Annotated in this window: 19 protein-coding genes; 10 read left to right on the top strand and 9 right to left on the bottom strand. The window is 71.9% G+C overall.

Going from position 1 to position 22,080, the window contains the following annotated elements:
• Positions 1 to 698 (top strand): hypothetical protein (locus tag FNH09_RS47220; protein WP_238427204.1); only part of this gene is annotated, 698 nt, incomplete at its 5' end.
• A gap of 98 nt (positions 699 to 796) precedes the next feature.
• Here the strand turns inward: FNH09_RS47220 and FNH09_RS30920 are convergent.
• Positions 797 to 1,114, bottom strand: a complete 318-nt coding sequence (locus FNH09_RS30920; RefSeq protein ID WP_162469345.1) for a hypothetical protein — start codon at positions 1,112 to 1,114, stop codon at positions 797 to 799.
• 215 nt (positions 1,115 to 1,329) lie between these two features.
• Between FNH09_RS30920 and FNH09_RS30925 the strand changes: the two genes are divergently transcribed.
• Genes FNH09_RS30925 through FNH09_RS30935 form a run of 3 tightly spaced genes read left to right on the top strand, consistent with a single transcriptional unit; the run spans position 1,330 to position 2,691 of the window.
• The gene (locus tag FNH09_RS30925) at positions 1,330 to 1,776 is read left to right on the top strand and encodes an SRPBCC domain-containing protein (protein WP_152893207.1); all 447 of its coding nucleotides are present in this window, start codon (positions 1,330 to 1,332) and stop codon (positions 1,774 to 1,776) included.
• Complete coding sequence (locus tag FNH09_RS30930; RefSeq protein WP_162469346.1) at positions 1,773 to 2,177, top strand: metalloregulator ArsR/SmtB family transcription factor; 405 nt, start codon at positions 1,773 to 1,775, stop codon at positions 2,175 to 2,177. Before FNH09_RS30925 ends, FNH09_RS30930 begins: the two co-directional genes overlap by 4 nt.
• 4 nt (positions 2,178 to 2,181) lie before the next feature.
• Positions 2,182 to 2,691: a hypothetical protein gene (locus FNH09_RS30935; protein WP_152893208.1), complete on the top strand. Its 510-nt coding sequence runs from the start codon at positions 2,182 to 2,184 to the stop codon at positions 2,689 to 2,691.
• Here FNH09_RS30935 and FNH09_RS30940 read toward each other — a convergent pair.
• Positions 2,637 to 3,707 (bottom strand): P1 family peptidase, encoded by a 1,071-nt coding sequence (locus FNH09_RS30940; RefSeq protein WP_152893209.1) that lies wholly within the window; start codon positions 3,705 to 3,707, stop codon positions 2,637 to 2,639. The two genes, FNH09_RS30935 and FNH09_RS30940, sit on opposite strands and share 55 nt — an antisense overlap.
• Positions 3,708 to 3,977: 270 nt before the next feature.
• Here FNH09_RS30940 and FNH09_RS30945 point away from each other — a divergent pair, with 270 nt between their 5' ends.
• A complete protein-coding gene (locus FNH09_RS30945; protein ID WP_152893210.1) occupies positions 3,978 to 6,995 on the top strand; it encodes a glycosyl hydrolase in 3,018 nt (1,005 codons plus the stop codon).
• 97 nt (positions 6,996 to 7,092) lie between these two features.
• Here FNH09_RS30945 and FNH09_RS30950 read toward each other — a convergent pair whose 3' ends face one another.
• From FNH09_RS30950 to FNH09_RS30980, 7 genes are all read right to left on the bottom strand, one after another.
• Positions 7,093 to 7,608 (bottom strand): hypothetical protein, encoded by a 516-nt coding sequence (locus tag FNH09_RS30950; protein WP_238427205.1) that lies wholly within the window; start codon positions 7,606 to 7,608, stop codon positions 7,093 to 7,095.
• A 38-nt stretch (positions 7,609 to 7,646) separates the two neighbouring features.
• On the bottom strand, positions 7,647 to 8,447 hold the full coding sequence (locus FNH09_RS30955; RefSeq protein ID WP_238427206.1) for a hypothetical protein: 801 nt from the start codon (positions 8,445 to 8,447) through the stop codon (positions 7,647 to 7,649).
• 120 nt (positions 8,448 to 8,567) lie between these two features.
• Complete coding sequence (locus FNH09_RS30960; protein ID WP_152893212.1) at positions 8,568 to 9,758, bottom strand: MFS transporter; 1,191 nt, start codon at positions 9,756 to 9,758, stop codon at positions 8,568 to 8,570.
• A 286-nt stretch (positions 9,759 to 10,044) separates the two neighbouring features.
• Complete coding sequence (gap, locus tag FNH09_RS30965; protein ID WP_152893213.1) at positions 10,045 to 11,040, bottom strand: type I glyceraldehyde-3-phosphate dehydrogenase; 996 nt, start codon at positions 11,038 to 11,040, stop codon at positions 10,045 to 10,047.
• A 162-nt stretch (positions 11,041 to 11,202) separates the two neighbouring features.
• Positions 11,203 to 12,159, bottom strand: coding sequence for a helix-turn-helix domain-containing protein (locus FNH09_RS30970; protein WP_162469347.1), 957 nt, complete (start codon positions 12,157 to 12,159; stop codon positions 11,203 to 11,205).
• 116 nt (positions 12,160 to 12,275) lie between these two features.
• On the bottom strand, positions 12,276 to 13,919 hold the full coding sequence (locus FNH09_RS30975) for a peptidoglycan-binding protein (RefSeq protein ID WP_238427207.1): 1,644 nt from the start codon (positions 13,917 to 13,919) through the stop codon (positions 12,276 to 12,278).
• Between the two features lie 688 nt (positions 13,920 to 14,607).
• The gene (locus tag FNH09_RS30980) at positions 14,608 to 15,090 is read right to left on the bottom strand and encodes an SHOCT domain-containing protein (RefSeq protein WP_152893214.1); all 483 of its coding nucleotides are present in this window, start codon (positions 15,088 to 15,090) and stop codon (positions 14,608 to 14,610) included.
• 342 nt (positions 15,091 to 15,432) lie between these two features.
• Between FNH09_RS30980 and FNH09_RS30985 the strand changes: the two genes are divergently transcribed.
• The 5 genes from FNH09_RS30985 to FNH09_RS31005 all read left to right on the top strand — a co-directional run.
• The gene (locus tag FNH09_RS30985) at positions 15,433 to 15,795 is read left to right on the top strand and encodes a carboxymuconolactone decarboxylase family protein (protein WP_152893215.1); all 363 of its coding nucleotides are present in this window, start codon (positions 15,433 to 15,435) and stop codon (positions 15,793 to 15,795) included.
• Between the two features lie 244 nt (positions 15,796 to 16,039).
• Entirely contained in the window at positions 16,040 to 17,047 is a 1,008-nt protein-coding gene (locus FNH09_RS30990) for a polyphosphate kinase 2 family protein (RefSeq protein WP_152893216.1), read from the top strand.
• A 69-nt stretch (positions 17,048 to 17,116) separates the two neighbouring features.
• Positions 17,117 to 19,834, top strand: coding sequence for an HAD-IC family P-type ATPase (locus FNH09_RS30995; RefSeq protein ID WP_162469348.1), 2,718 nt, complete (start codon positions 17,117 to 17,119; stop codon positions 19,832 to 19,834).
• Positions 19,835 to 20,126: 292 nt separating this feature from the next.
• The gene (locus FNH09_RS31000; RefSeq protein WP_152893217.1) at positions 20,127 to 20,330 is read left to right on the top strand and encodes a hypothetical protein; all 204 of its coding nucleotides are present in this window, start codon (positions 20,127 to 20,129) and stop codon (positions 20,328 to 20,330) included.
• The coding region (locus FNH09_RS31005; RefSeq protein ID WP_162469349.1) for a sulfate permease at positions 20,327 to 22,080 on the top strand (1,754 nt) is incomplete at its 3' end. The genes FNH09_RS31000 and FNH09_RS31005, both read left to right, overlap by 4 nt.

The following is a 22,080-nucleotide window of genomic DNA, read 5'->3' on the forward strand; positions in this document are numbered from 1 at the left end:
CGCCAGGCCCACCGGGCGCGCCGGGCCGGCCGGACGAGCGCGGCGGACCGGGCGCACCGGCCGAGTACAGCGCGACCGAACTGGGCAGCCACTGGATCCAGCGACCCGCGGCGGACGGCACGCTCCTCGACGACGCGACCGTCCCGACCACGCCCGCGCACCGGACGGCCCCAGATCGCGTGGAGGGAACGGTCCTGCGCTTCGGCCCGGGCGTGACCCTCGCGACGGCCCGGCGCCCCTCCGGCTCCTCCCCGACCCTGCCGGTCGTCGAGCCGACCCCCGCCCGGGCGCGACGGGACCCGCGCCGCCATGCCCTGCCCGCGCTGGTGCTGATCGCGGCGATCGCGTTCCTGGCCTGGCAGCGTTCGGGACCGGGCGTGGCGCCGGAACGGGTGAGCGTCACCACCCGCACGTCGACCGTCGGGTGCGACGGGACGATGGACATCGTGGGGGTGATCACCACCAACGGACGGCCGGGCACCCTGTCCTACCGCTGGGTGCGCAACGACGGCACGAGCTCGGACGTCCTGCACGAGACGGTGCCCTCGGGGCAGAACCGCGCGCGGGTGCGTCTGCGCTGGTCGTTCCAGGGGCCCGGCGCCTACCGGGCGGCGGCGGAACTCCGGGTCCTCTCCCCCGGCGGCGCGTCGGGCCGCGGCCCGTCGGCGACCACGTACTTCACGTACGAGTGCGCCTGACGGCCCGAGACCCGGACGGCCGAGCTCCGACGCAGGCGGTCCCGGCCCCGACGGCCGAGCTTCGACGCAGACGGTCCCGGCCCCGACGGCCGGGCGCCTCACAGCCCGCTGTCGATGCCCGTCACGATCGCCTCGCCCAGCGGCGCGTCCTCCTCGGCCAGGCCGCAGTCCCGCAGGGCCCCTGCGACCACCCGGACCGCCTCGGCCTCGGCGCCCGCGCTGTCGGCGGCGTCGACCTCGACCCGGGCGGCGAACATGCCGCCCTCGTCCACCGTCAGCAGGCTCAGCTCCTCGTTCTCCCCGAGATCCGTGTTCCTGGGGTCGCGGGGCCGAAGCCTGCGCTCGATGCCCGAGCGCAGGCCGTGGGGGACCGTTCGCAGGAACGTGCCGGGGACGGTGATGACGTACGTGGTCACTGTGACTCCCTCTTCGATGGTTCCGTCGGCCTTCGGCGGCTGCGCCCGCGCCGAGCCCGCGTCCTGGCGTCTTCCCCGAACCCGGCCGTGAATGCCCCCGCGGACCGCGCGCCGGTCTCCGCCCGACTCCAGGAGCAACCATTCGGTTGCACGTCTGGAATCAATGTGCAACCCTGGAGTTGCACGCATGGACGGTGACGACAGAGGAGTCCCTGATGAGCGAGGACCGGATCGAACGCGAGACCCTGATCGCCGCGCCGCTGGAGCGCGTCTGGTCGCTGGTGGCCCAGCCCGGCTTCTGGGTGGCCGACAAGGCGAGCCTGCCCGGCACCGTGGCCAAGGAGGGCGAGTCGATGGTGGCGAAGAACCCCGAGCACGGCGACTTCCCGGTACGGGTGGAGAAGGTGGAGCCGCCGACGTACCTGGCGTACCGCTGGACCAGCGCCTTCCCGGGCGAGGAACTGCGCGACGACAACAGCACCCTGGTGGAGTTCACCCTCACCCCGGAGGGCGACGGGACGCGGCTGCGCGTGGTCGAGAGCGGATTCGCGTCCCTGGCCGGATCCGAGGAGCTGCGCGCCCAGAACCTCAAGGACCACACCGCGGGCTGGCCGGTGGAGCTCGACGCGCTGAAGGCGCGCGCCGAACAGCCCTCCGCGTGACACCGGAGCGTCCCGGCGCCGACGGCACCCCGGACACCGTCGACGGTGTCCTCGCCGCGCTGGCCGACCCGACCCGGCGCCGACTGCTCGAACTGCTCGCCGCCCGGGGCCAGGCCAGCGCCACCTCGCTCGCCGAGCACCTCCCCGTCTCGCGCCAGGCCGTGGTCAAGCACCTCGCCGTGCTGGACGCCGCCGGGCTGGTGCGCGGCGGCCGGGCCGGACGCGAGGTGCGCTACGCGGTACGACCCGACGCACTGGACGCGACGGCACGGTGGATGGCCTCGCTCGCGGCCGATTGGGACCGGCGGCTGGCCGCCATCAAGGACGCCGCCGAGGCCGCGGAGGTCACCGAGGCCGCCGAACAGGAACAGGGCCGCCCCGGCCCGACCGAAGGGAAGTGATCCCGTGGACACGACAGCACTGCGCGACGCCTACGACCGGCTGCTCGACGTGGCGGCCGGACCCGGCCTCGGCGAGGCGGCGGACGGCGGCTGGAACGCCGACCAGATCCTGGCCCATCTCCTCAGCGTCGACGCCTCGGTCGCAGCGGTCGCGCTGGGCGTCGTCGCGGGCGCGCGGCCCGTCTTCGACAACCGGGTCTGCCTCGACACCTGGAACCTCGGCCGGATCATCGCCGAGCACGCCGGCCGGGAGGAGCTGATCGACCGTGTCCGCAGCCAGGCGGGACTGCTGTGCGACATCGCCGACCGGCTCGACGCCGGAGCCGCCTCGGTGCTGGTGCCCGCCTTCCTCATGTCCGGCGACACCCTCGTGCTGGACCAGCCGGTCCCGCTGGCGGGCCTGATCGAGGGCCTCGCCGAGAACCACGTGCCCGGCCACACCCGCCAGCTCCTCGGCCTTCAGACGACCGCCGACCCCAGCAGGGCGAGCAACGGAGCCGCGGGCACCGGATGACGGGTGTCCCCGTACGGTCCCGTGGTCGTGGTGGCGGTCAGCAGCGAGTCGAGGACGGCCTCCTCCACGGCGTCGAGGACGGCGGCGAACAGCGGGTCGAGGTCGCGATCGGACAGCACGGCGGGCCCCGCGGGCGCGCCCGGCGGGTGGGTGCCGAAGGCCAGACCGTAGTCGCCGCTGCCATGACCGTACGAGGCTCCCACCCTGGCGGGCCCGAAGACGGCGCGGCGGGCCAGCCGGGTCAACTGCCGGGCGTCCAGGGGCGCGTCGGTGGCGACCACGACCATGCAGGAACCGTCCTGGGCGCCGGGGTCCACGGCGGGGATCCCGACGTCGGCGGGGGTGACGGTGCGCCCCAGGACCCGCAGCGTGCCACCGAAGTTGGCCTGCACGAGGACCCCTAGGACCGCCTCGTGGCCGGCCGGCCGCACCCGCCGTGACGAGGTGCCGATGCCCGCCTTGAAGCCGAGGGCGGTCAGCCCGGTGCCCGCCCCCACGCACCCCTCGGCGACCGGTCCGTCCGACGCGCCGTCCAGCGCGGCCCGGACGTGCTCCTCGCGCACCGGACGCGACCGGATGTCGGACAGGAGTCCGTCGTTGCACTCGCCCACCACCGGGTTCAGGCTCCGCGCGCCCGCGCCCTCGGGCCGCTCCAGCATCCAGCCGACCAGGGCGTCCGCGGCCCGGAAGGCGGACAGGGTCGAGGTGAGCAGCACCGGGGTCTCGATCGCGCCGAGTTCGGCGATCTGGGTCGTGCCCAGCAGCTTGCCGTAGCCGTTGCCCGCGAACACCCCGGCGGGCAGCGGCCGTTCGGGACCCACGCCGTCGGGCACGATCGCCGTGACACCGCTGTGCACCCGGGGCGGATCCACCAGCGTGGTGTGTCCGACGCGGATGCCGGGCACGTCCGTCAGCGCGTTGTACCGCCCGGTCGGCAGATCGCCCACGACGATGCCGAGTTCACGGGCTCTGCGGGGAGCGCCGGTCGGGGGCGCGGAGGGGACGTGTGCGGACATGACCGGCACGTTATCCGCAGTCCGGGCCCGGTGTCGCGCCCGTGCTCGCGCCCCGTCCGGCAACGCGTCTGACGATGCGTCCGGCAGCGCGCCTGACGACGCGTCCGACGACCGGTCCGGCGGCACCCTCCCCCGGTCCCCGCTCGCACCCGATCGTTGCCGATCCCTTGACCTTCGACGAAGCACAGGCTTAGCGTTCCGGCGTCGGCCTGAATTGAAACGATTCAGTCGTTTGATTCCCCATTTTCTTCTCCTACTTTGAGGCGCACCATGATTGAAGAGACGCCGCGGCCCGGCGGAATTTCCCGGCGTGTGGCCCTCGCGGCAGGCATCGGAGCGACGGTCCTGAGCGCGCTGCCGGGTGTGGCGGTCGCCCTTCCGGCCGCCGCGGCGACGGCGGCCGCGGGACCGGCCCCGGACGCCGACTGGTTCGCGAATCCCCCGCGCTCCGTGCGCCCCAGGTTCCGCTGGTGGTGGCCGGACGGGCTGGTGGACCCGGACGAGGTCGCCCGCGAGATCGACCAGATCGCCGACGCCGGTTTCGGCGGCATGGAGATCGCCGGTGTCCATCACAGCATCAAGGACAAGTCGGTGCTGGACACCGCCTACCACGGCTGGGGCAGCAAGCCCTGGCAGGAGGGCGTGACGGCGGCCTTGGACAGAGCCGTCCGGCGCGGGGTGACCATCGACCTGACGCTCGGCCCGAGTTGGCCCGTCGCGGTCCCCGGCGTCGTCCCCGACGACGCGGTGGCCGCGCAGGAACTCGCCTACGGACGAGTCTCGTTGGGCGCCGGTGAAACGTATCAAGGCCCGGTGCCCGCGTCCGTGCGCGCCGCCGAGAGCGGGGTCGCCCGGCAGCGGCTCGTGGCCGTCCAGGCCGCCCGGGTGAACACCACGAACTCCACCCGCAAGGAGACCGGCCTCGACCTGGACAGCGTCCGGGACCTGACGGCGCTGGTCACCGACGGCACGCTGTCCTGGACGGCGCCGGCGGACGGCGCCTGGGAGCTGATCTCGTACTGGCAGCGCGGTTCGGCCCAGCAGCCCGAGTCGGGGCCGCACACCTCCCCCGCCGCGTACGTCGTCGACCACTTCAGCGCCGCGGGCACCCGAGCGGTCACCGACCACTGGGACCAGAAGATCCTGAACGCCGAACTGCGGCGGCTGCTGCGGGCCGCGGGCGGGACCTTCTTCGAGGACTCCGTGGAGATGGAGACGGACGGGCTGGTCTGGACGACCGGGCTTCCGGAGGCCTTCGAGGAGCAGACCGGGCGGCCGCTGCTGCCCTACCTGCCCGCGCTCGTGCTGGACAAGAGCAACCAGGTCTTCGCGTTCGAGGCCCAGGTGACCCGGCAGATCCGGCACGACTTCTGGGGCACCGTCTCCGCGCTGTTCAACCGTCACCACATCACCGCCCTGCGGGACTGGGCGCACTCGCTCGGCATGGGGCTGCGCTCCCAGCCGTACGGCCTCCAGACGGACGCGATCGCCTCGGCGGCCCTGCTCGACATCCCCGAGGGAGAGTCCCTCGGCTTCAAGAACCTCGACGACTACCGCTGTCTGGCGGGCGGCCGCGACATGGCCGGCCACACCGTGCTGTCCTGCGAGGCGGGCGCCTACAACGGGTCCGCGTACAGCACCACCTGGGACCGGTTCCTGCGCACCATGGGCGGCGCGTACGCGGCCGGCGTCAACCAGACCAACCTGCACGGCTTCTCCTACGCCACCGCACCCGGGGTGGCCTGGCCCGGCTTCGCCGCCTTCAGCCCGTACAACGGCGCGGCCGGCTACGGCGAGTCGTGGGGTCCCCGCCAGCCCACCTGGACGCACATCGCGGACATCTCCGGCTACCTCGGCCGTGTGCACCGCGTCCTCCAGACCGGCACCGCCGGCGCCGACGTGGCCGTCTTCCGGCAGACCGGGTACACCGCCACCGGGATCGGCGCGTCCTGGTTCACCGCGACCGGCATCACGCTCGGCTGGACCCACCAGTTCCTCAGCGGCCCGCTGCTCGACCTGCCCAGCGCCACCGTCAGGCAGGGCCGGCTGGCACCCGACGGCCCCGCCTACAAGGCCCTGTTCGTCGAGGGCGACTTCTTCTACGGCTCCACGCCCACCCTGTCGATCGACGACGCGGGCAAGATCCTCACGCTGGCCCGGGCCGGACTGCCGGTCGTGCTGCTCGGTGCCTTCGACCAGGGCCTGACCCCGGGCGTCCCGGCCGACGGGGAAACGGACCGGCTGCGGGCCACCCTCGACCGGCTGCTCGCCCTGCCGAACGTCGTGCGCGTCACCGACAAGGCGCTCGTCGGGAACGCCCTGGCCGAGCTCGGCGTCACCCCCGACGCCCGCTACGCCACCGCGTCCACCCTGCTGAACGCCCGTCGCTCGACGAAGGAGGCGGACTACTACTACTTCTGCAACGGCAAGCACGCCGAGACGGTCAAGCCGGCCGTCGCCGCCATCGACCACGAGGTCACCCTGCGCCGCGACGGTCAGGGCGAGACCGTCCCCTACCTCCTCGACCCCTGGACGGGGGACGCCGTCCGGCTCGCCCGGTACACGCGCGACGGCGACGACTTCACCGTACGGATCAAGCTCCAGCCGGGTGAGTCGACGATCATCGCGCTGGGCCGTCCGGGACTCTTCGGCGACCGGCACGGCGCCCGGCCGCACGTCGTCACCACCGACGCCGACAGCGTCCTGTTCACCGAGAAGGGGCTGGCCGTACGGGCGACCACGGCCGGCACCTACACCACCCGGCCGGACCGGGGCCGGACCTTCACCACGACGGTCCCGGCCCTGCCGGATGCCGTCGTCCCCGCCCGGTGGCAACTGGACGTCGAGGACTGGCGTCCCGGCTCCACCGCGACCCGCACCGAGGTCGTCGGCGTCTCGGTCACCCTCGACACGCTCCTGCCGTGGTCGAAGATCCCCGAACTCGCCGACAGCGCGGGCATCGGCCACTACCGCACCACGGTCGAACTGCCCGCCGGCTGGACCCCCGCGCACGGTGCCCGGCTGGAGCTGGGGCAGGTCAGCGACACCTGCCGGGTCACCGTCAACGGCACCCGGCTGCCGGCCGTCAGCCGGCTCAACCCCGTCGTCGACCTCGGCCCCGGTCTGCTGCGGCCGGGCACCAACCGGATCGAGGTGGAGGTCGCGACGCCGCTGATCAACCGTCTCCGGGTGGCGCAGCCCGCGGTGTTCGGCGCCGTCGCCCGCCAGGACCACGGTCTGAGCGGCCCCGTCCGGCTGGTCCCCTACCTCCAGACGGACCTGTCCTGACCGCGCCGGCCGGGGCGCGCGCCCGCCACGCGCGGCGCCCCGGCCGGACCCCCGGTGCGCACCCTCGGCGAGGGCGGCGGTGACGGTCCGGCTCCGCTCAGGCGCCCCCGGGCACGCTCGGCGCGGGCACGGGGGTACGGCCGACCACCGCCAGCAGTTCGAGCGGCAGTTCCGTGTCGCCCTGCCCGACGGTGAGCCCGAGCCAGCGGCCGCGGTCCGCGAGCGACCAGACCCGCATGCTCACGGCCAGCTGGCTGAGCAGGTCGAGCGGATCGGGCACCTCCGCCCCCTCGGAACCGGCTATCAGATACGACCACAGGTCGACGTCGAACGGATCGCCCCAGCGTGCGGTGAACTCCGCGCCCAACGCGTCGAGGCAGGCCCGCAGCTCCGCGTCCGCCCGGTGCCAGGCCTCGCCGCCGATGTCCTCCCAGAAGTCGTGGCTGGCCCGCAGCACGCGCACATGATGGTTGGGGCCGCCGCTCTGGATGGCGTCGTCGAAGCTGGTCGGGGGGAACGGCCGTACGAGCAGCTCGTCGATCGCCGCGAGGCACTCCACGAGCACCTCGTCCGAACAGCCTCCGGACTCCATGCCGGACTCCATGGTGGTCATGAACGCAGACTAGAAGGCACCACTGACAACGACGCCGGTCACGCGGCGTCGCGTGCGGTCAGGACCTTGGTGAGCAGGACGCCGGCCACGATCAGTGCCACGCCCAGCCACCACGCGTCGTCGAAGATCAGGACCGCGATCCCGATCGGCACCAGCAGCCCTGCCAGGGGCAGGAACATCACGCTCAGCCGCGGCGGCTCCGGCCCCGGAAGGCCCGCCGCGCGCCGGGCGCGCGCCCGTGCGACGTCCGGGTACCAGGCGGTGAAGCGCAGGGCCGCCACGATGGCCAGGATCTGGATGATCCATCCGGTCCAGAGGTTGTCCGGATCGTGCTGGACCAGGTCGCCGTAGGCGCCCGCGAGCGCGGCGACCAGGAACGCCACTCCCCATGCCCCGGTGATGAGGTAGTTGGTGCGCAGGAACGTGGGCGTGTGCCAGTACTCCGGGTCCACCTGCTCGCGCGCGTACTGGAGGGTGAACGGCGTCCCGAACGCCATGGACCCGAAGGCGATCAGGCAGAGGGCGATGTTGGAGACCTCACCGGCGTATGTCTCCAGCCAGCGCTGGGTGCCGTCGCTCGCGAGGGCGCCGACGACGGCCAGGGCGGTGAAGAAGGCGATGTCGGCGAGCTCCAGCAGTTTCCAGGAGCTGCCCCGGTTCACGATCCGGCCGGCCGCGACCAGGACGACCGTCGCCGCCAGGGCGAGCACGACCGCGATCTCGAACCTGCCGGGTCCGACCAGCAGCGAGAAGATGATCCACGGCGCCATGCCGACGACGGGATTACCGAGGAATCCGGCGACCGCACCCCCTGCCGTGGCGGGTGCCTCGGGCTTCATCTCTCCAGGGTGCCCGCGCGGGACCGATCGGGCCATTCGAAGCCCGACCCGGGCGGCCGCGGAGCCGACGGCTCGCGCGACGCCGGTCACCGGAGCCGTCCGGTCCCGTCCGCCGCGCGCTCAGGTCCGGGCCGGGACCGGTCGTCTGAGCACATAGACACCCGCCGTCGACACCAGCACGGCCATGCACACGATGAACACCAGGCCGGCGCCCTCCAGTCCGATCGGACCCGACAGCACCCCCACCCCGATCACCGGCACCGAGATGCCCGCGTACGCCACCACGAACAGGGTCGAGACCACGGCCGCGCGCCGGTCCGCGGGAGACGCCTCGGCCACCGCCGACAGCGCCCCGCGGAACGCCAGGCCCTGCCCGAATCCGCCGACGACCGCGCTCAGCACCACCAGCGCCAGCAGGTCCCAGCTCAGCGCGCCCGCCAGCAACGCGAGCCCGGCGAGCAGTCCGGCGCACCCCAGGGGCAGCGACCGGCCCACCCCGACCCGGCCGGCGGCGAGTTGTCCGGCCGTCGAGGCGAAGAAGGCGAGCGCCACGACCAGCCCGCTGACCGCGTGGTCGCGCACGTCCAGGGACTCGGCGAGGAACGCCGGACTGACCGACGTGAACACTCCGAACAGGGCGAACCCCACGAAGGAGGCGGTGGCCGCCGGGCCGAACACCGGCCGTACCTGTGCGGGAACGCCGGGCCGTTGCGGTCGTACCGTGCGCAGCGGCCGCCGCTCCCCCACGGTCTCCGGGAGCCACAGCAGGACCGCGGCCGAGCAGGCCACCAGGGCGAGGTGCACGACGAACGGGAGGTACAGCGGCCAGGCCGCGTACTGTGCGAGGACTCCGGCGAGCAGGGGACCGCAGCCGAGACCGCCCATGTTGGCGGCCGTGGCCACGAACGTCGCACGGGAGGTTCCGCCGTCCGGGGCCAGTTCCATCACGTAGACCGTGGCGGCCCCGGTGAACAGACCGGCGGACAGCCCGGACAGCAGCCGCCCCGCGTAGAGGTAGCCCAGTCCGGTGGCGGCGAGGAAGCAGACGGCGCTCGCCGCCGCGAATCCCAGGCCCCACAGCAGCACGGGACGCCGGCCCACGGCGTCGGAGGCGTTGCCCGCGAGCAGCAGCACACCGATGACCCCGAAGGCGTAGACGGCGTACACCACGGTGACCGTCAGCTCGGAGAACCCGAACTTGTCCTGGTAGAGGCCGTACAGCGGAGTCGGCAGTGTGGTGCCGGCCATGCACACGGCGAACACCGCTCCGCCGAGCAGACACGCGCGCCACCCTCGGCGATCACCGCCCATGGCGTCGACAGTAGCGGTGCCGAGCGGGCGGCGCTGGCCGAACCACCGCGTCGCAGGGCCGTCCAGTGGTGCGGCGGCGCGCACCGCACACGAAGAACCCCGCCCCGGAGCATCCGGGACGGGGTCTGTTCGAGCGCCGGGCAGGCCTTGCACCTGCATCTCCCCACAGGAAGTGGGGCGTCTTTCCTTGGACCACCAACGCACTGCGCGGTCACGACGATCTCACTGCGATCTCGCGGTGCGCTCAAGATCGAGTATAGCGTGCCCGCGCTCTGCTGCCGTCCGGTCAGCCGGCGAGGAGTTCGAGCGAGTCGATCACGCGGTTCGAGAAGCCCCACTCGTTGTCGTACCAGGCGACCACCTTCACATGGCGGCCGTCGACCCGGGTGAGGGCCGAGTCGAAGATGGACGAGGCCGGGTTGCCGACGATGTCGGCGGACACGAGCGGGAAGTCCGAGTACTCCAGGACGCCGGCGAGCGGTCCTTCCGCGGCGGTGCGGTACGCCGCCAGCACCTCGTCACGGGTGACGTCACGCGCGACGGTCGTGTTCAGCTCGACGATCGAGCCGACCGGGATCGGCACCCGGATCGAGTCGCCCGACAGCTTGCCGTCCAGGCCGGGCAGCACGAGGCCGATCGCCTTGGCCGCTCCCGTCGTGGTCGGCACGATGTTGACGCCGGCCGCCCGCGCCCGACGGGCGTCGCGGTGCGGGCCGTCCTGGAGGTTCTGCTCCTGCGTGTAGGCGTGCACCGTCGTCATGAAGCCGTGCTCGATCCCGGCGAGCTCGTCGAGCACCGCGGCCAACGGCGCGAGCGCGTTCGTCGTGCAGGAGGCGTTCGAGACGATCGTGTGGACGGCCGGGTCGTACGCGTCGGTGTTGACCCCGTACGCCAGGGTGACGTCGGCGCCGTCCGACGGCGCGCTGACGAGCACCTTCTTCGCGCCCGCGTCGAGGTGGGCACGGGCGTCCTTGGCCGAGGTGAAGCGGCCGGTCGCCTCGAGGACGATGTCCACCTCGAGCTCGGCCCACGGCAGTTGCGCCGGCTCGCGCTCGGCGAGCACCTTGATGCGTCGGCCGTCCACGACGAGGACGTCCCCCTCGACGGTCACCGGGCGGCCCAGCCGGCCGGCCGTCGAGTCGTAGGCGAGCAGTCGCGCAAGGGTCTCGGGCTCCGTGAGGTCGTTGACGGCGACGATCTCCAGGGCGCTGTCGCGTTCGAGCAGTGCGCGCAGCACATTGCGTCCGATGCGGCCGAATCCGTTGATGGCGATGCGAGTCATGAGTGGTGTCCCTTCGGTTCGCCACCAGACTCGCCTGCCGCCCGGGCGGCGGACAGTGGCGGGATCGCCACGGTTCAAAAGGATCGCGCCATGATCTCCCCGTGGGTCGTGCCAGGGCGGGGCAGCGGTGGATCTCGGCAGGTGGCGGGGCTGATGGCGGGGCTATTCGCCCTGGGCGAAGGTGCGGCGGTACTCGGTCGGTGTGGTGCCGAGGATGCGGTGGAAGTGCAGCCGGAGATTGGCCCCGGTGCCGAGGCCGACCTCGGCGGCGATCTGCTCGACCCCGCGCTGTGAACGTTCGAGCAGTTCGCGGGCCATGTCGATACGGGCCCGCATGACCCACTGCATCGGCGTGTAGCCGGTCTCCTCCACGAAGCGCCGGGAGAACGTGCGCGGCGAGACCGCCGCCTGCCGCGCGAGGATCTCCAGGGTGAGGGGTTCGTGCAGCCGGTGCAGCGCCCAGGCGCGGGTGTCGGCGAACCGCTCGCCGTGCGGCTCGGGCACGCTGCGCGGCACGTACTGGGCCTGGCCGCCGCTGCGGTAGGGGGCCGCGACCAGGCGCCGGGCCGCGTGGTTCGACGCGGCCACCCCGAGATCGCCGCGCAGGACGTGCAGGCACAGGTCGATGCCGGAGGCGGCGCCTGCCGACGTCAGTACGCTGCCCTCGTCGACGAAGAGGACGTTCTCGTCGACCTGGACCCGCGGGTGTCTGGCCATCAGGGCCCGGGTGTAGTGCCAGTGGGTGGTGGCCCGCCTGCCGTCGAGCAGCCCCGTCGCGGCGAGCGCGAAGGCGCCGGTCGAGATGGCGGCCAGCCGCGCCCCGCGGCGGTGGGCGGCGATCAGCGCGTCGACGACGGCCCCCGGCGGGTCGTCGCGGTCGGGGTGGCGGTAGCCGGGGATGAACACGATGTCGGCCCAGGTGAGCGCGTCGAGACCGTGCGCGACATGGTACGAGAGGCCGTCGCCGCCGGTCACGAGACCGGGTGCCGCGCCGCACAGCCGCACTTCGTACGGCATGCTCGCCCGCGTGGAGAAGACCTGCGCGGGAATGCCGACGTCGAGCGGCTTCGCCCCCTCCAGGACGAGGACGGCGACGCGACGCAGACGAGAGGCTGACACGAAAACAGGGTACGCAGGCGCGGCGCGGGCGAGGGCCGCGGACGTGGGACGACGGTGATCCGTCCGGCCGTGACGGCCGGACGGATCACGTAGGCGAAACAGCCCGGTGGGGCCGGTCAGCGGACGCGGATGAAGACCACGTCGTAGCCGCTCGCGGTGGAGCGGTTCTTGACGTAGACGCCGTCCTTGCCGCCGTTGGGGTTGCCGGTGTTGCCCTCGACCGCGGTGAAGCTGGAGCCGCCGCTCCACGAGCGCACGATGCCGATGTGCTCGTGGCCGCCGGTGAAGTCGCTGCCACCGTTCCAGTCGTAGGCCACGATGTCGCCGGGCTGCGGGCTGTTCGTCACCGACAGGTGGTAGTTGCCGGCCCGCGCCTGCTTGACCCAGCCCGAGACATAGCTGTTGCGGTAGGAGGTGGCACCGGTCTGCTGGGCCACCCAGCTGACGAAGGTCGCGCACCAGGCGTAGTTGTTCGTGGACAGGGACAGGCCCACGGCCGCGCCGTAGCTGTTCGCCCGGGCGCTGCCCTCCACCGTGCCGACCTCGGCCGCGGCGACGTCGTAGATCTTGCTGTAGCCGCCGCCGGGCGGGGGCGTGGTCGGCGGGGTGACCGCGCCGTACAGCGCCGCCTTGGTGTTCGGCCCCACCTGGCCGTCGACCGACAGGCCCTTCTCGGACTGGAAGTCGCGCACCGCGGCTTCGGTCATCGGTCCGAAGTCGCCGTCCACGGCCAGGTCGGCGCCGTGGTGGTTGAGCAGGCTCTGCAACTCGGTGACGCAGCCGCTCTTCTGGCCCTTGACGATGTTCGACGGGCACGAGGCGGAGTTCAGGTTGATCGGCGCCGGTGCGCCGCTGCCGCCGCCACCGCCGATGTTGGAGTACAGGGCGGCCTTGGTGTTCGGGCCGACCTCGCCGTCGACGGACAGGCCGCTCGCGGACTGGAAGGACTTCACGGCCGCCAGGGTCAGCGGACCGAACTCGCCGTCCACGTCCAGGTGCTGGCCCTTGCCGTTGAGCAGGGCCTGAAGGGTGGCGACACAACCGCCGCTCTGGCCCTCCGTGATGTTCGCCGGACAGGACGCCGACCGCAGGTCGATTCCGGTCGCGGGCGATTCGTCGGTGTTGTAGAGCTCGGCCTTGGTGTTCGGGCCGACCTGGCCGTCGACCGACAGACCGTGCGAGGACTGGAAACTGCGGACCGCGCTTTCGGTGGCCGGGCCGAAATCACCGTCCACGTCGACCGAGTAACCGTAGTGGCGGAGCAGCCGCTGGAGTTCGGTGACGCAGCCGCTCTTGTTGCCCTGGACGATGTTCGCCGGGCAGGAGGAGGACAGCAGATTGATCGGCGCGGGCGCCGATCCTCCGGTCGCGTACAGCTTCGACTTGGTCTGCGGGCCCACCAGTCCGTCCACCGCGATCGCGGTGGCGGCCTGGTATTCACGGACCGCGTGCAGGGTGGCCGGGCCGAAGTCGCCGTCCACCGTCAGGCCGGCACCGTGCGCGTTGAGCAGGTTCTGGAGTTCCGTGACGCAGCCGCTGTTCTGGCCCTGCTGGATCACGCTGGGGCAGGACGAGGAGGTCAGTTTGATCGGTGCGGGCGCCGCCATCGCCGGAACGGCACCGATCAGGGCGGCCGTCGAGATCATCGCCGTGGCCGCCGCGAGAACACCCGCGCGGGCGCGCCACCCCGGTCTCACGCTCTTGCCGCCGCGGTCCTGAGCGTGGGGTCTGTCGGCAGGAGCGTCAAGTACGTTTCTCATGACTGCGAAATGTCTCCTTTAGCGGATCTGCGGATTACCGGCCGGACTCGCACCCCGGGCAAACGCCTGCCATAGGCACGGAATTCGGCGGGTGTGGAGTGGTTAATGTCATGATCGGCCTGCGATTCCGCGCATGACGGTGACACCTCAAGTGCATGCACACAATCCTGTGAGACATAACTGGCCGGATTGCACCGTGACCCGTGGCCGATAAAAAGCGGCGGGTTGACGGCCTTTGAAGTTTCGACGCATTTCAGCGGTACGGATCATTGCGTCGGATCTGAAGGCGACGTGACCCGTTTGCCGGAAGGCCGGGCGGCCGGGCGGGCGCGGTCGTTCGGACGCCGAAACGCAGAGACCCCGCCCCGGATCATCCGGGGCGGGGTCTGCATCGAGCGCCGGGCAGGCCTTGCACCTGCATTTCCCCGCAGGAAGCGGGGCGTCTTTCCTTGGACCACCAACGCGTGGAGCGTGTCCCGCGTTTCCGCGTCTCGCTCTAGATCGACTATAACCTGCTCGGGGCCGGTAGGGAAAGCCCAGGTGAACCGGGTGTGACCGGCCTACGCGCACCGGCCCGGACGAGCCGGTCCTCGGCACCGACGAGACGGTCCTCGGCACCGGGTCGGCCGGTGCCGAGGACTCGTACGCGAGCGACTGCGGGCCAGGGCCGCCGGCCGGGACCCGCGGGTCAGGGCCGCGGCACCCCGCCGGAGGGCTCGGTGGTGGCGGTCGCGGCGGGCCGGCCCTGCGGGGCGCTGTCCGTCAGGACCAGCTCCTTCGCCCGCCGGAACTCCTCCTCCGTGATCGCGCCGCGCGCCTTCAGGTCCGACAGCTTGGCCAGCTCGTCGGCGCTGTCGGGCCGGGCACCGGCGGCCGTCTGCGCGATGTAGGAGTCGAACTGCTTCTGCTGTGCGCGCGCCTGTTCCAGTTCGCGGCGCCCCATGTCCTTGCCGCGGGCGATGAGGTAGACGAAGACGCCCAGGAACGGCAGCAGGATGACGAAGACCAGCCAGCCGGCCTTGCCCCAGCCGCCCATGTCGTCGTCGCGGAAGATGTCGAAGACGATCCTGAAGAGCAGGAACAGCCACAGGATCCAGAGCCCCAGCCACAGCATGGTCCAGAAGAGGCTCAGCAGCGGGTAGTCGTAGGCGAGATACACCTGAGTGGTCATGTCGTGCCTCCGTTTGGGCGACTGCCTCTCCGCTCCGGACGATCGGGCCGGACCGGCGGACGGGCGTCCTCCAATCAGCGACCATGGTGCCCCGGAAAGCGCCACTCGGCATCCGGCCGCACGGACGCACCGGTCCGCGCACCGGATCCCACCCGCTCGTCCCGACGGCTGTGGCCAGGGCGTACCGGCCGCCGCGCTTCGCCCGTTCGGCCCAGCAGGCGCAACACCCGGACGGCACCTACATTGAGAGAGCCACCCGCCGAGCCGCAGGTGTTCCCGCGGTCGGCGGGCAGTGCGTCTGACTCCCCCCAGACCTCCCCCAGCACCGAAAGGCGGTCCCCTATGGCCTCCGCGTCCGACGCTCCTGTCCTCGACACGCTCGCCGCCATGACCATCGACTCCATCGAGCGCTGCGGCATGGACGAGAGAACGCTGATCCTCTCCCGTATCGCCGCGCTCGTGGCCATGGACGCACCCGCGATCTCCTACCTGGCGCACATCAATCCCGCGGTCAAGGCCGCCCTGACGGTCGAGGAACTCCAGGACGTCCTCATCGCGATCGCCCCCGTCGTGGGCACCGCACGCGTGATGTCGGCCGCGAGCCACATCACCCAGGCGTTCGGTGTCGCCATCGAGCTGGCCGAGGCGGAGGCCGTGGCCATCGCCAACGCCGAGGCCGAAGCCCAGAGCCACCGCCGGTCCTGACCCCCTCCTGAGGGGACGGTCGCGTCCGCGACCGGGCCCGGGCCGACAGGAGAGGGCATCGCCCCCGAACGCCGCACCGGCGTTCGGGGGCGATGCATGTCGCGGGTCTCCCGGGCCGGCTTCGGCGGGCGATCTTGTCGGGTCGACCCGAGAATGAGCGTGAGCACCCGCTCGCCGGGCGTGACGCGAGCCGGGTCCGCGCGGTCTGGAGGTCGTCGGACATGGAGTCAGGAGCTGATCCGTGATGACGGACGAGAGAGCCGAGCGCATCGCCGAGTTCATCGCCCCGCTGCGAGTGAAGCCGGGGTCGAAGGTCCGGCTGGGCCGGGACTTCGACCCCTGCTACAAGGCCGGGGTGAAGAAGCGGGACGGGGCCGAACTGCTACGGGCCGGGGTGTCCCTGCTGGCCGAGTACCAGGAACGGCTGGCCGCCCAGGACACGTACGGTGTACTGCTGTGCCTCCAGGCGCTCGACGCCGGCGGCAAGGACGGCACGATCCGTCATGTGATGAGCGGCGTCAATCCGCAGGGCGTGCGGGTGAGCAGCTTCAAGGTGCCCTCCTCCGAGGAACTCGACCACGACTATCTGTGGCGCTACGCCCAGCGGCTGCCCGAACGGGGCGAGATCGCCATCTTCAACCGGTCGCACTACGAGGAGGTGCTCGTCGTACGGGTGCACCCCGAGCTCCTCCTGCGGCAGAAGCTGCCCGAGCGCTCGCACGGGTCGGACCTGTGGCAGCGCCGCTACCAGGAGATCAACAACTGGGAGCGCTACCTCACGGACAACGGGTTCAAGGTGGTGAAGGTCTTCCTGAACCTGTCGAAGGAGGAGCAGCGCACCCGCTTCCTCAAGCGCCTCGACCTGCCGGAGAAGAACTGGAAGTTCTCCCCCGCGGATGTCCGGGAGCGGCGGTTCTGGGACGACTACCAGCACGCGTTCTCCCAGATGCTGTCGGCCACGAGCACGAAGTGGGCGCCCTGGTACGTGGTGCCCGCGGACCGGAAGTGGTTCGCGCGGATCTGCACGGCGGCGATCCTCGCGCACACCCTGATGGACATCGACCCGCACTACCCGGTGGTGACGGACACGGCGCGCAAGGAGCTGCTCGCCACCCGGCGGGAGCTGGTGGAGGAGGCGCCCTCGGGCGTTCCGGCCGACCCGTACGAGGCACAGCATCCCGCGCAGCACGCGAAGGCTTCCGACGCCGGGGCGCCGGACGGGAAGAAGCCGTCCCGGAAGAAGCGCCGCTAGGCCGCCGACAGCGCCGGGCAGGACCGGCGGGCAGGTGAACGCAGGGCGACGACGGTGCAGGAGGATTCCGTGGGCGAACAGTCAGTGGCCGTTCAGGATGCTCAGGACGGCTGGTACGCGCGTTCCCCCGAGGAGGTCGTGCGCGCCCTCGGTGTCGATCCCGTGGTCGGGCTCAGCGCGGCGAAGGCCGCCGAACTGCGTACCGCGCACGGCCCCAACGCGCTGCCCGAGGAGGCCCGGACCCCGGCCTGGCGCCGGTTCCTCGGGCAGTACCGCAGCTACATGCAGATCGTCCTGGTGGTCGCGGCGGTGGTCTCGCTGCTCATCAAGGAGTGGACCACCGCGGTGCTGCTGTTCGCGCTGACCCTGCTGAACGCGGTCGTGGGGCTGCGTCAGGAGGGCAAGGCCGAGAGCGCCATGAACGCCCTGAAGTCGATGATGAAGGCCACGGCCCGGGTGCGCAGGGACGGTACGGAGGCGCACATCCCCGCGGAGGAGCTCGTCGTCGGCGACATCGTGCTCATCTCCGCCGGTGACCAGGTCCCGGCGGACGGACGCATCATCGAGGCCAGCGCGCTCCAGATCGACGAGTCGGCGCTCACCGGCGAGAGCCTGCCCGCCTCGAAGGACACCGCCACGCTGCCGGGCGGGCGGGAGCTGCCGCCGGGCGACCGGACCAACACGGCGTTCATGAACACCCCGGTCACCCATGGCAGCGGGCTGCTGGTGGTGACCGCGATCGGCGCGGACACCGAGCTCGGCAAGATCTCCGGACTGCTGTCCGCCACCGAGAAGGAGATACCGCCGCTCACCAAGGAACTCGACACGCTGACGCTGTGGATCACGGGAGCGGCGGCGCTCACGATGGTCGTGATGTTCGCCCTGGGACGCAACCGGGGTCAGGCCTGGGACACGCTGTTCGTCAGCGCGGTCTCCCTGGCCATCGCCGCCATCCCCGAGGCCCTGCCCACCGTGACCCAGGCGATCCTGTCCGTCGGAAGCCTCAACCTGGCCCGCCGCAACGCCATCGTCAAGGAACTGCCGTCGGTCGAGACGCTCGCGTTCACGTCGGCGATCAACTCGGACAAGACCGGCACCCTCACGATGAACCAGATGACGGCCGTCGAGGTGCTCAGTCCCACCGACAAGTACACCGTCTCGGGCACGGGGTACGGGCTGGAGGGGCGGGTCCACCACGCGGCGGGGTCCTCCGCGGGCATCGAGGACGCGATCCTGCCGTACGTCCTGGCCAGCGACGCGAAGCTGGTCGACGGTCAGGTGGTGGGCGACCCCACCGAGGGCGCGCTGCTGGTGCTGGCCCACAAGGCGGGGCTGGACACGGACGGCACCAGGGAGGGTCTCCCCCGCGTCGCGACCCTGCCGTTCGACCCCGAGTACAAGCTGATGGCCACCTTCCACTCGGCGCTCGACCCCGCGGGCCGGCCCGTCGTCCGCTGCTTCGTCAAGGGCGCGGCGCCCGCGGTCATGGCACGGGTCGGCACCGCGCTCGCGGCGGGCGAGACCGTGCCGTGGGACGCCGAGCTGCTGGGCCGGGCCCAGGCGCAGATCGAGCGGATGGGGGGCGAGGGACGCCGGGTGATGGCCGCGGCCACCCGCGACCTCGACCCGGCCGACTTCGATCCCGAAGGCGACCTGCTCGGCTATGCCACCGAACTGCGGATGAGCAGCCTCGTGGCGATGGTGGACCCGCCGCGCGAGGAGTCGAAGTCCGCCGTGGCGGACGCCCAGGCCGCGCACATCCGGGTCCGGTTGGTGACCGGCGACGACGTCACCACCGGTGCGGCGATCGCCCGGCAGATCGGTATCCCCGGCGAGGCCGTGCTCGGCGCCGACTTCGCCGCGATGAGCGAGACGGAACGGATGACCCGGATCGACGACATCGGTGTGCTGGGCCGGGTCGCGCCCGAGCACAAGGTGCTGCTCGCCGACACGCTGAAGAAGAAGGGCGACGTCGTCGCGATGACCGGGGACGGCGTCAACGACGCGCCCGCCATCAAGTCCGCCGACATCGGCATCGCGATGGGCAGCGGCACGGACGTGGCGAAGACCGCCAGCCGCATGATCCTCTCCGACGACAACTTCGCCACCATCGTCTACGCCGTGGAACAGGGCCGGACGATCTACGACAACCTCACCAAGTACATCCGGTTCGTGCTGCTCCTGCTGGTGACGTTCGTGCTGACGTTCCTCGGCGCCACCGTCTTCAACATCGCCGCGGGAGAACCCTTCACCCCGCCGCAGGTGCTGTGGATCCACTTCGTCGTCAACGCCTCCTTCGGCTTCGCGCTCGGCTTCGACAAGGAGAGCCCGGGGCTGATGCGCCGCAGACCGCGGCCGCGCGGGGAGACGGTGCTCACCCGGTCCGTGCTCCTCACGGTGGGGCTCTCCGGGCTGGCGATCACCTGCGTACTGCTCGGGCTGATCAAGCTGGGCCAGGCCCACTTCGGCAGCTCCGAGACCGGTCAGTCGATCGCGTTCACCGCGTTCGCGCTCTGTCTGATCGTGGCCGCGTTCGAGTGCCGCAGCGAGACGGACTCGGTGCTGACGCCATCCACGTTCGACAGCAGGCAGATGAACTGGGTGGCCCTGGCCCAGCTGGTGCTCTCGGTCCTGGTGACGCAACTGGACGGCTTCCGGCACCTGTTGGGGACCACCTCGATCGACGCCCGTCAGTTCGGCTGGGCGCTGCTGTCGGCCGTGGCCCTGCTGGTGGTGTGGGAGCTGGGCAAGCTGGTGGCCCGCCGGCGGATGAAGGACGGCGGGTGAGCGGCGGATGAGCGGGGGCCACCGGGCGGAACCGGTGCCGGTACGACCGATCCCGGTACGGGCGTCGTGGATGCGCCGGGTCCCGACGGGGCGCGTCCGGCCGGGCGGGTTCGAGCTCGGGCTCGGCATCGGGCTCGGCATCGGGCTCGGATTCGGGCTCGGAAGGATCCGGACGGGAAAGTTCGGGCTGCGACGGTTCCGGATGGGTAGGGTCCGGATGGGGAGGGTCCGGCTGCGGCGCCTCTGGCTGCGCCGGATCCGCACGAGGCGGATCCTGACGGAGCACGTCCCCGTGGAGCACCTCCGTACGGGGTGGGTCCTGGCGGAGAACATCCTGACGGACCACATCCGGACGGAGCGGATCCGTACGGGGTGGATCCGTACGGAAGGCATCCGGGCGGAGGGCATCCGGGCGAGGCGGATCCTGGCGGAGCACATCCGCGCGGGGCGGATCCGGGCGCGGCGGATCCTCGCGAGGCGAAGGGACGGTCCGTGACCCACCCGCATGGCAGTCGCACGGTCGCGTCCCGGCTGCGGGCCGTTCCCGGGATCCGTGCCCTGTCGTCGTACCGGCGCGAGTGGCTGGTCAAGGACCTGGTCGCGGGCGTCGTCCTGACCACGCTGCTGGTGCCGCAGGGCATGGCGTACGCCGAGTTGGCGGGTCTGCCGAGCATCACCGGCCTGTACACGACGATCCTCTGCCTGATCGGCTACGCGGTGTGCGGGCCTTCGCGCATCCTGGTGCTGGGCCCGGACTCCTCGCTGGGGCCGATGATCGCCGCCACCGTGCTGCCCCTGGTGGCGGCGGGCGGGGATCCCGACCGGGCGGTCGCGCTCGCCTCGGTGCTCGCGCTGATGGTGGCGGCGATCATGATCCTGGCGTCGGTGGCGAAGCTCGGGTTCATCGCCGACCTGATCTCCAAGCCGACGATGATCGGCTACATGAACGGCCTGGCTCTCACGATCCTGATCGGCCAACTGCCCAAACTGCTCGGGTTCAAGGTCGAGGCGGACACCCTGATCGGGGAGTGCGTGGGCCTGGTGCGGAAGCTGGCCGAGGGGGCGGTGGTGCCGGCCGCGGCCGCCGTCGGGATCGGCGGGATCCTGCTGATCCTGCTGCTGCAACGGCTGATGCCGAAGGTCCCCGCGGTGCTCGTGATGGTGGTCCTCGCGATCGCCGCCGCCGCGCTCTTCCACCTCGGCGAGCACGGCGTCGACCTGGTGGGTGTACTGCCCGCGGGTTTCCCCCCGTTCACGATCCCCCAGGTCCGACTCACAGATCTGCTGCCGCTGTTCGGCGGCGCGCTGGGCATCGCCCTGGTGTCGCTGGCCGACACGATCTCCAACGCGTCGGCATTCGCGGCCCGTACCGGGCAGGAGATCCGGGGCAACCAGGAGATGGCCGGGGTGGGGGCGGCCAATCTGGCGGCCGGTCTCTTCCAGGGCTTCCCGGTCAGCACCAGTGGATCGCGTACGGCGGTGGCCGAGCGGGCCGGCGCCAGGAGCCAGCTCACCGGCCTGGTGGGGGCGGCGCTCATCGTCCTCATGCTCGTGCTGGTCCCGGGCATGTTCCGCAACCTTCCCCAGCCGGCCCTCGCCGCCGTCGTCGTCACCGCGTCGCTGTCCCTGGCCGACGTGCCGGGGACGGTACGGCTGTGGCGGCAGCGCCGGACGGAGTTCCTGCTGTCGGTCGCGGCCTTCCTCGGCGTGGCGCTGATCGGTGTCCTGCCGGGCATCGCCATCGCCGTGGCGCTGTCCGTCCTGAACGTCTTCCGGCGGGCCTGGTGGCCGTACAACACCGTGCTGGGACGGGTGAAGGGGCTGGAGGGCTACCACGACGTCCGTTCCTACCCGGACGCCGGCCGGCTTCCCGGGCTGGTGATCTACCGGTTCGACGCGCCGCTGTTCTTCGCCAACGCCAGGACCTTCCGCGACGCGATCCGGCAGCTGGCGCGCGCCGAGCCGCGGCCGCGCTGGATCGTCATCGCGGCGGAGCCGATGACCGACGTGGACACCACCGCCGCCGACGTCCTCCAGGAGCTGGACGTGGCGCTCAACGCCGAGCACGTCCATCTGGTGTTCGCCGAGCTGAAGGACCCCGTGCGGCGCAAGATCGAACAGTACGGGCTCACCCGCACCATCGACCCGCGTCACTTCTTCCCCACCGTGGAGGCCGCCGTCGCCGCCTTCCGGCTGACCACCGACGCGGAGTGGGCACCGCCCGCCGGCCAGGGCCCGCCCCTGCC

The organism is Streptomyces adustus (genome assembly GCF_009377175.1).
GTDB lineage: Bacteria > Actinomycetota > Actinomycetes > Streptomycetales > Streptomycetaceae > Streptomyces > Streptomyces adustus.

Bases quoted from the DNA above. Each gene is read 5' to 3' on its own strand.
- FNH09_RS30925 (WP_152893207.1), top strand. From the start codon at position 1,330: ATGAGCGAGGACCGGATCGAACGCGAGACCCTGATCGCCGCGCCGCTG.
- FNH09_RS30990 (WP_152893216.1), top strand. From the start codon at position 16,040: ATGACGGACGAGAGAGCCGAGCGCATCGCCGAGTTCATCGCCCCGCTG.
- FNH09_RS30940 (WP_152893209.1), bottom strand. From the start codon at position 3,707: ATGTCCGCACACGTCCCCTCCGCGCCCCCGACCGGCGCTCCCCGCAGA.
- FNH09_RS30950 (WP_238427205.1), bottom strand. From the start codon at position 7,608: ATGACCACCATGGAGTCCGGCATGGAGTCCGGAGGCTGTTCGGACGAG.
- FNH09_RS30975 (WP_238427207.1), bottom strand. From the start codon at position 13,919: ATGAGAAACGTACTTGACGCTCCTGCCGACAGACCCCACGCTCAGGAC.
- FNH09_RS30955 (WP_238427206.1), bottom strand. From the start codon at position 8,447: ATGAAGCCCGAGGCACCCGCCACGGCAGGGGGTGCGGTCGCCGGATTC.
- FNH09_RS30945 (WP_152893210.1), top strand. From the start codon at position 3,978: ATGATTGAAGAGACGCCGCGGCCCGGCGGAATTTCCCGGCGTGTGGCC.
- gap (WP_152893213.1), bottom strand. From the start codon at position 11,040: ATGACTCGCATCGCCATCAACGGATTCGGCCGCATCGGACGCAATGTG.
- FNH09_RS30980 (WP_152893214.1), bottom strand. From the start codon at position 15,090: ATGACCACTCAGGTGTATCTCGCCTACGACTACCCGCTGCTGAGCCTC.
- FNH09_RS30960 (WP_152893212.1), bottom strand. From the start codon at position 9,758: ATGGGCGGTGATCGCCGAGGGTGGCGCGCGTGTCTGCTCGGCGGAGCG.
- FNH09_RS30985 (WP_152893215.1), top strand. From the start codon at position 15,433: ATGGCCTCCGCGTCCGACGCTCCTGTCCTCGACACGCTCGCCGCCATG.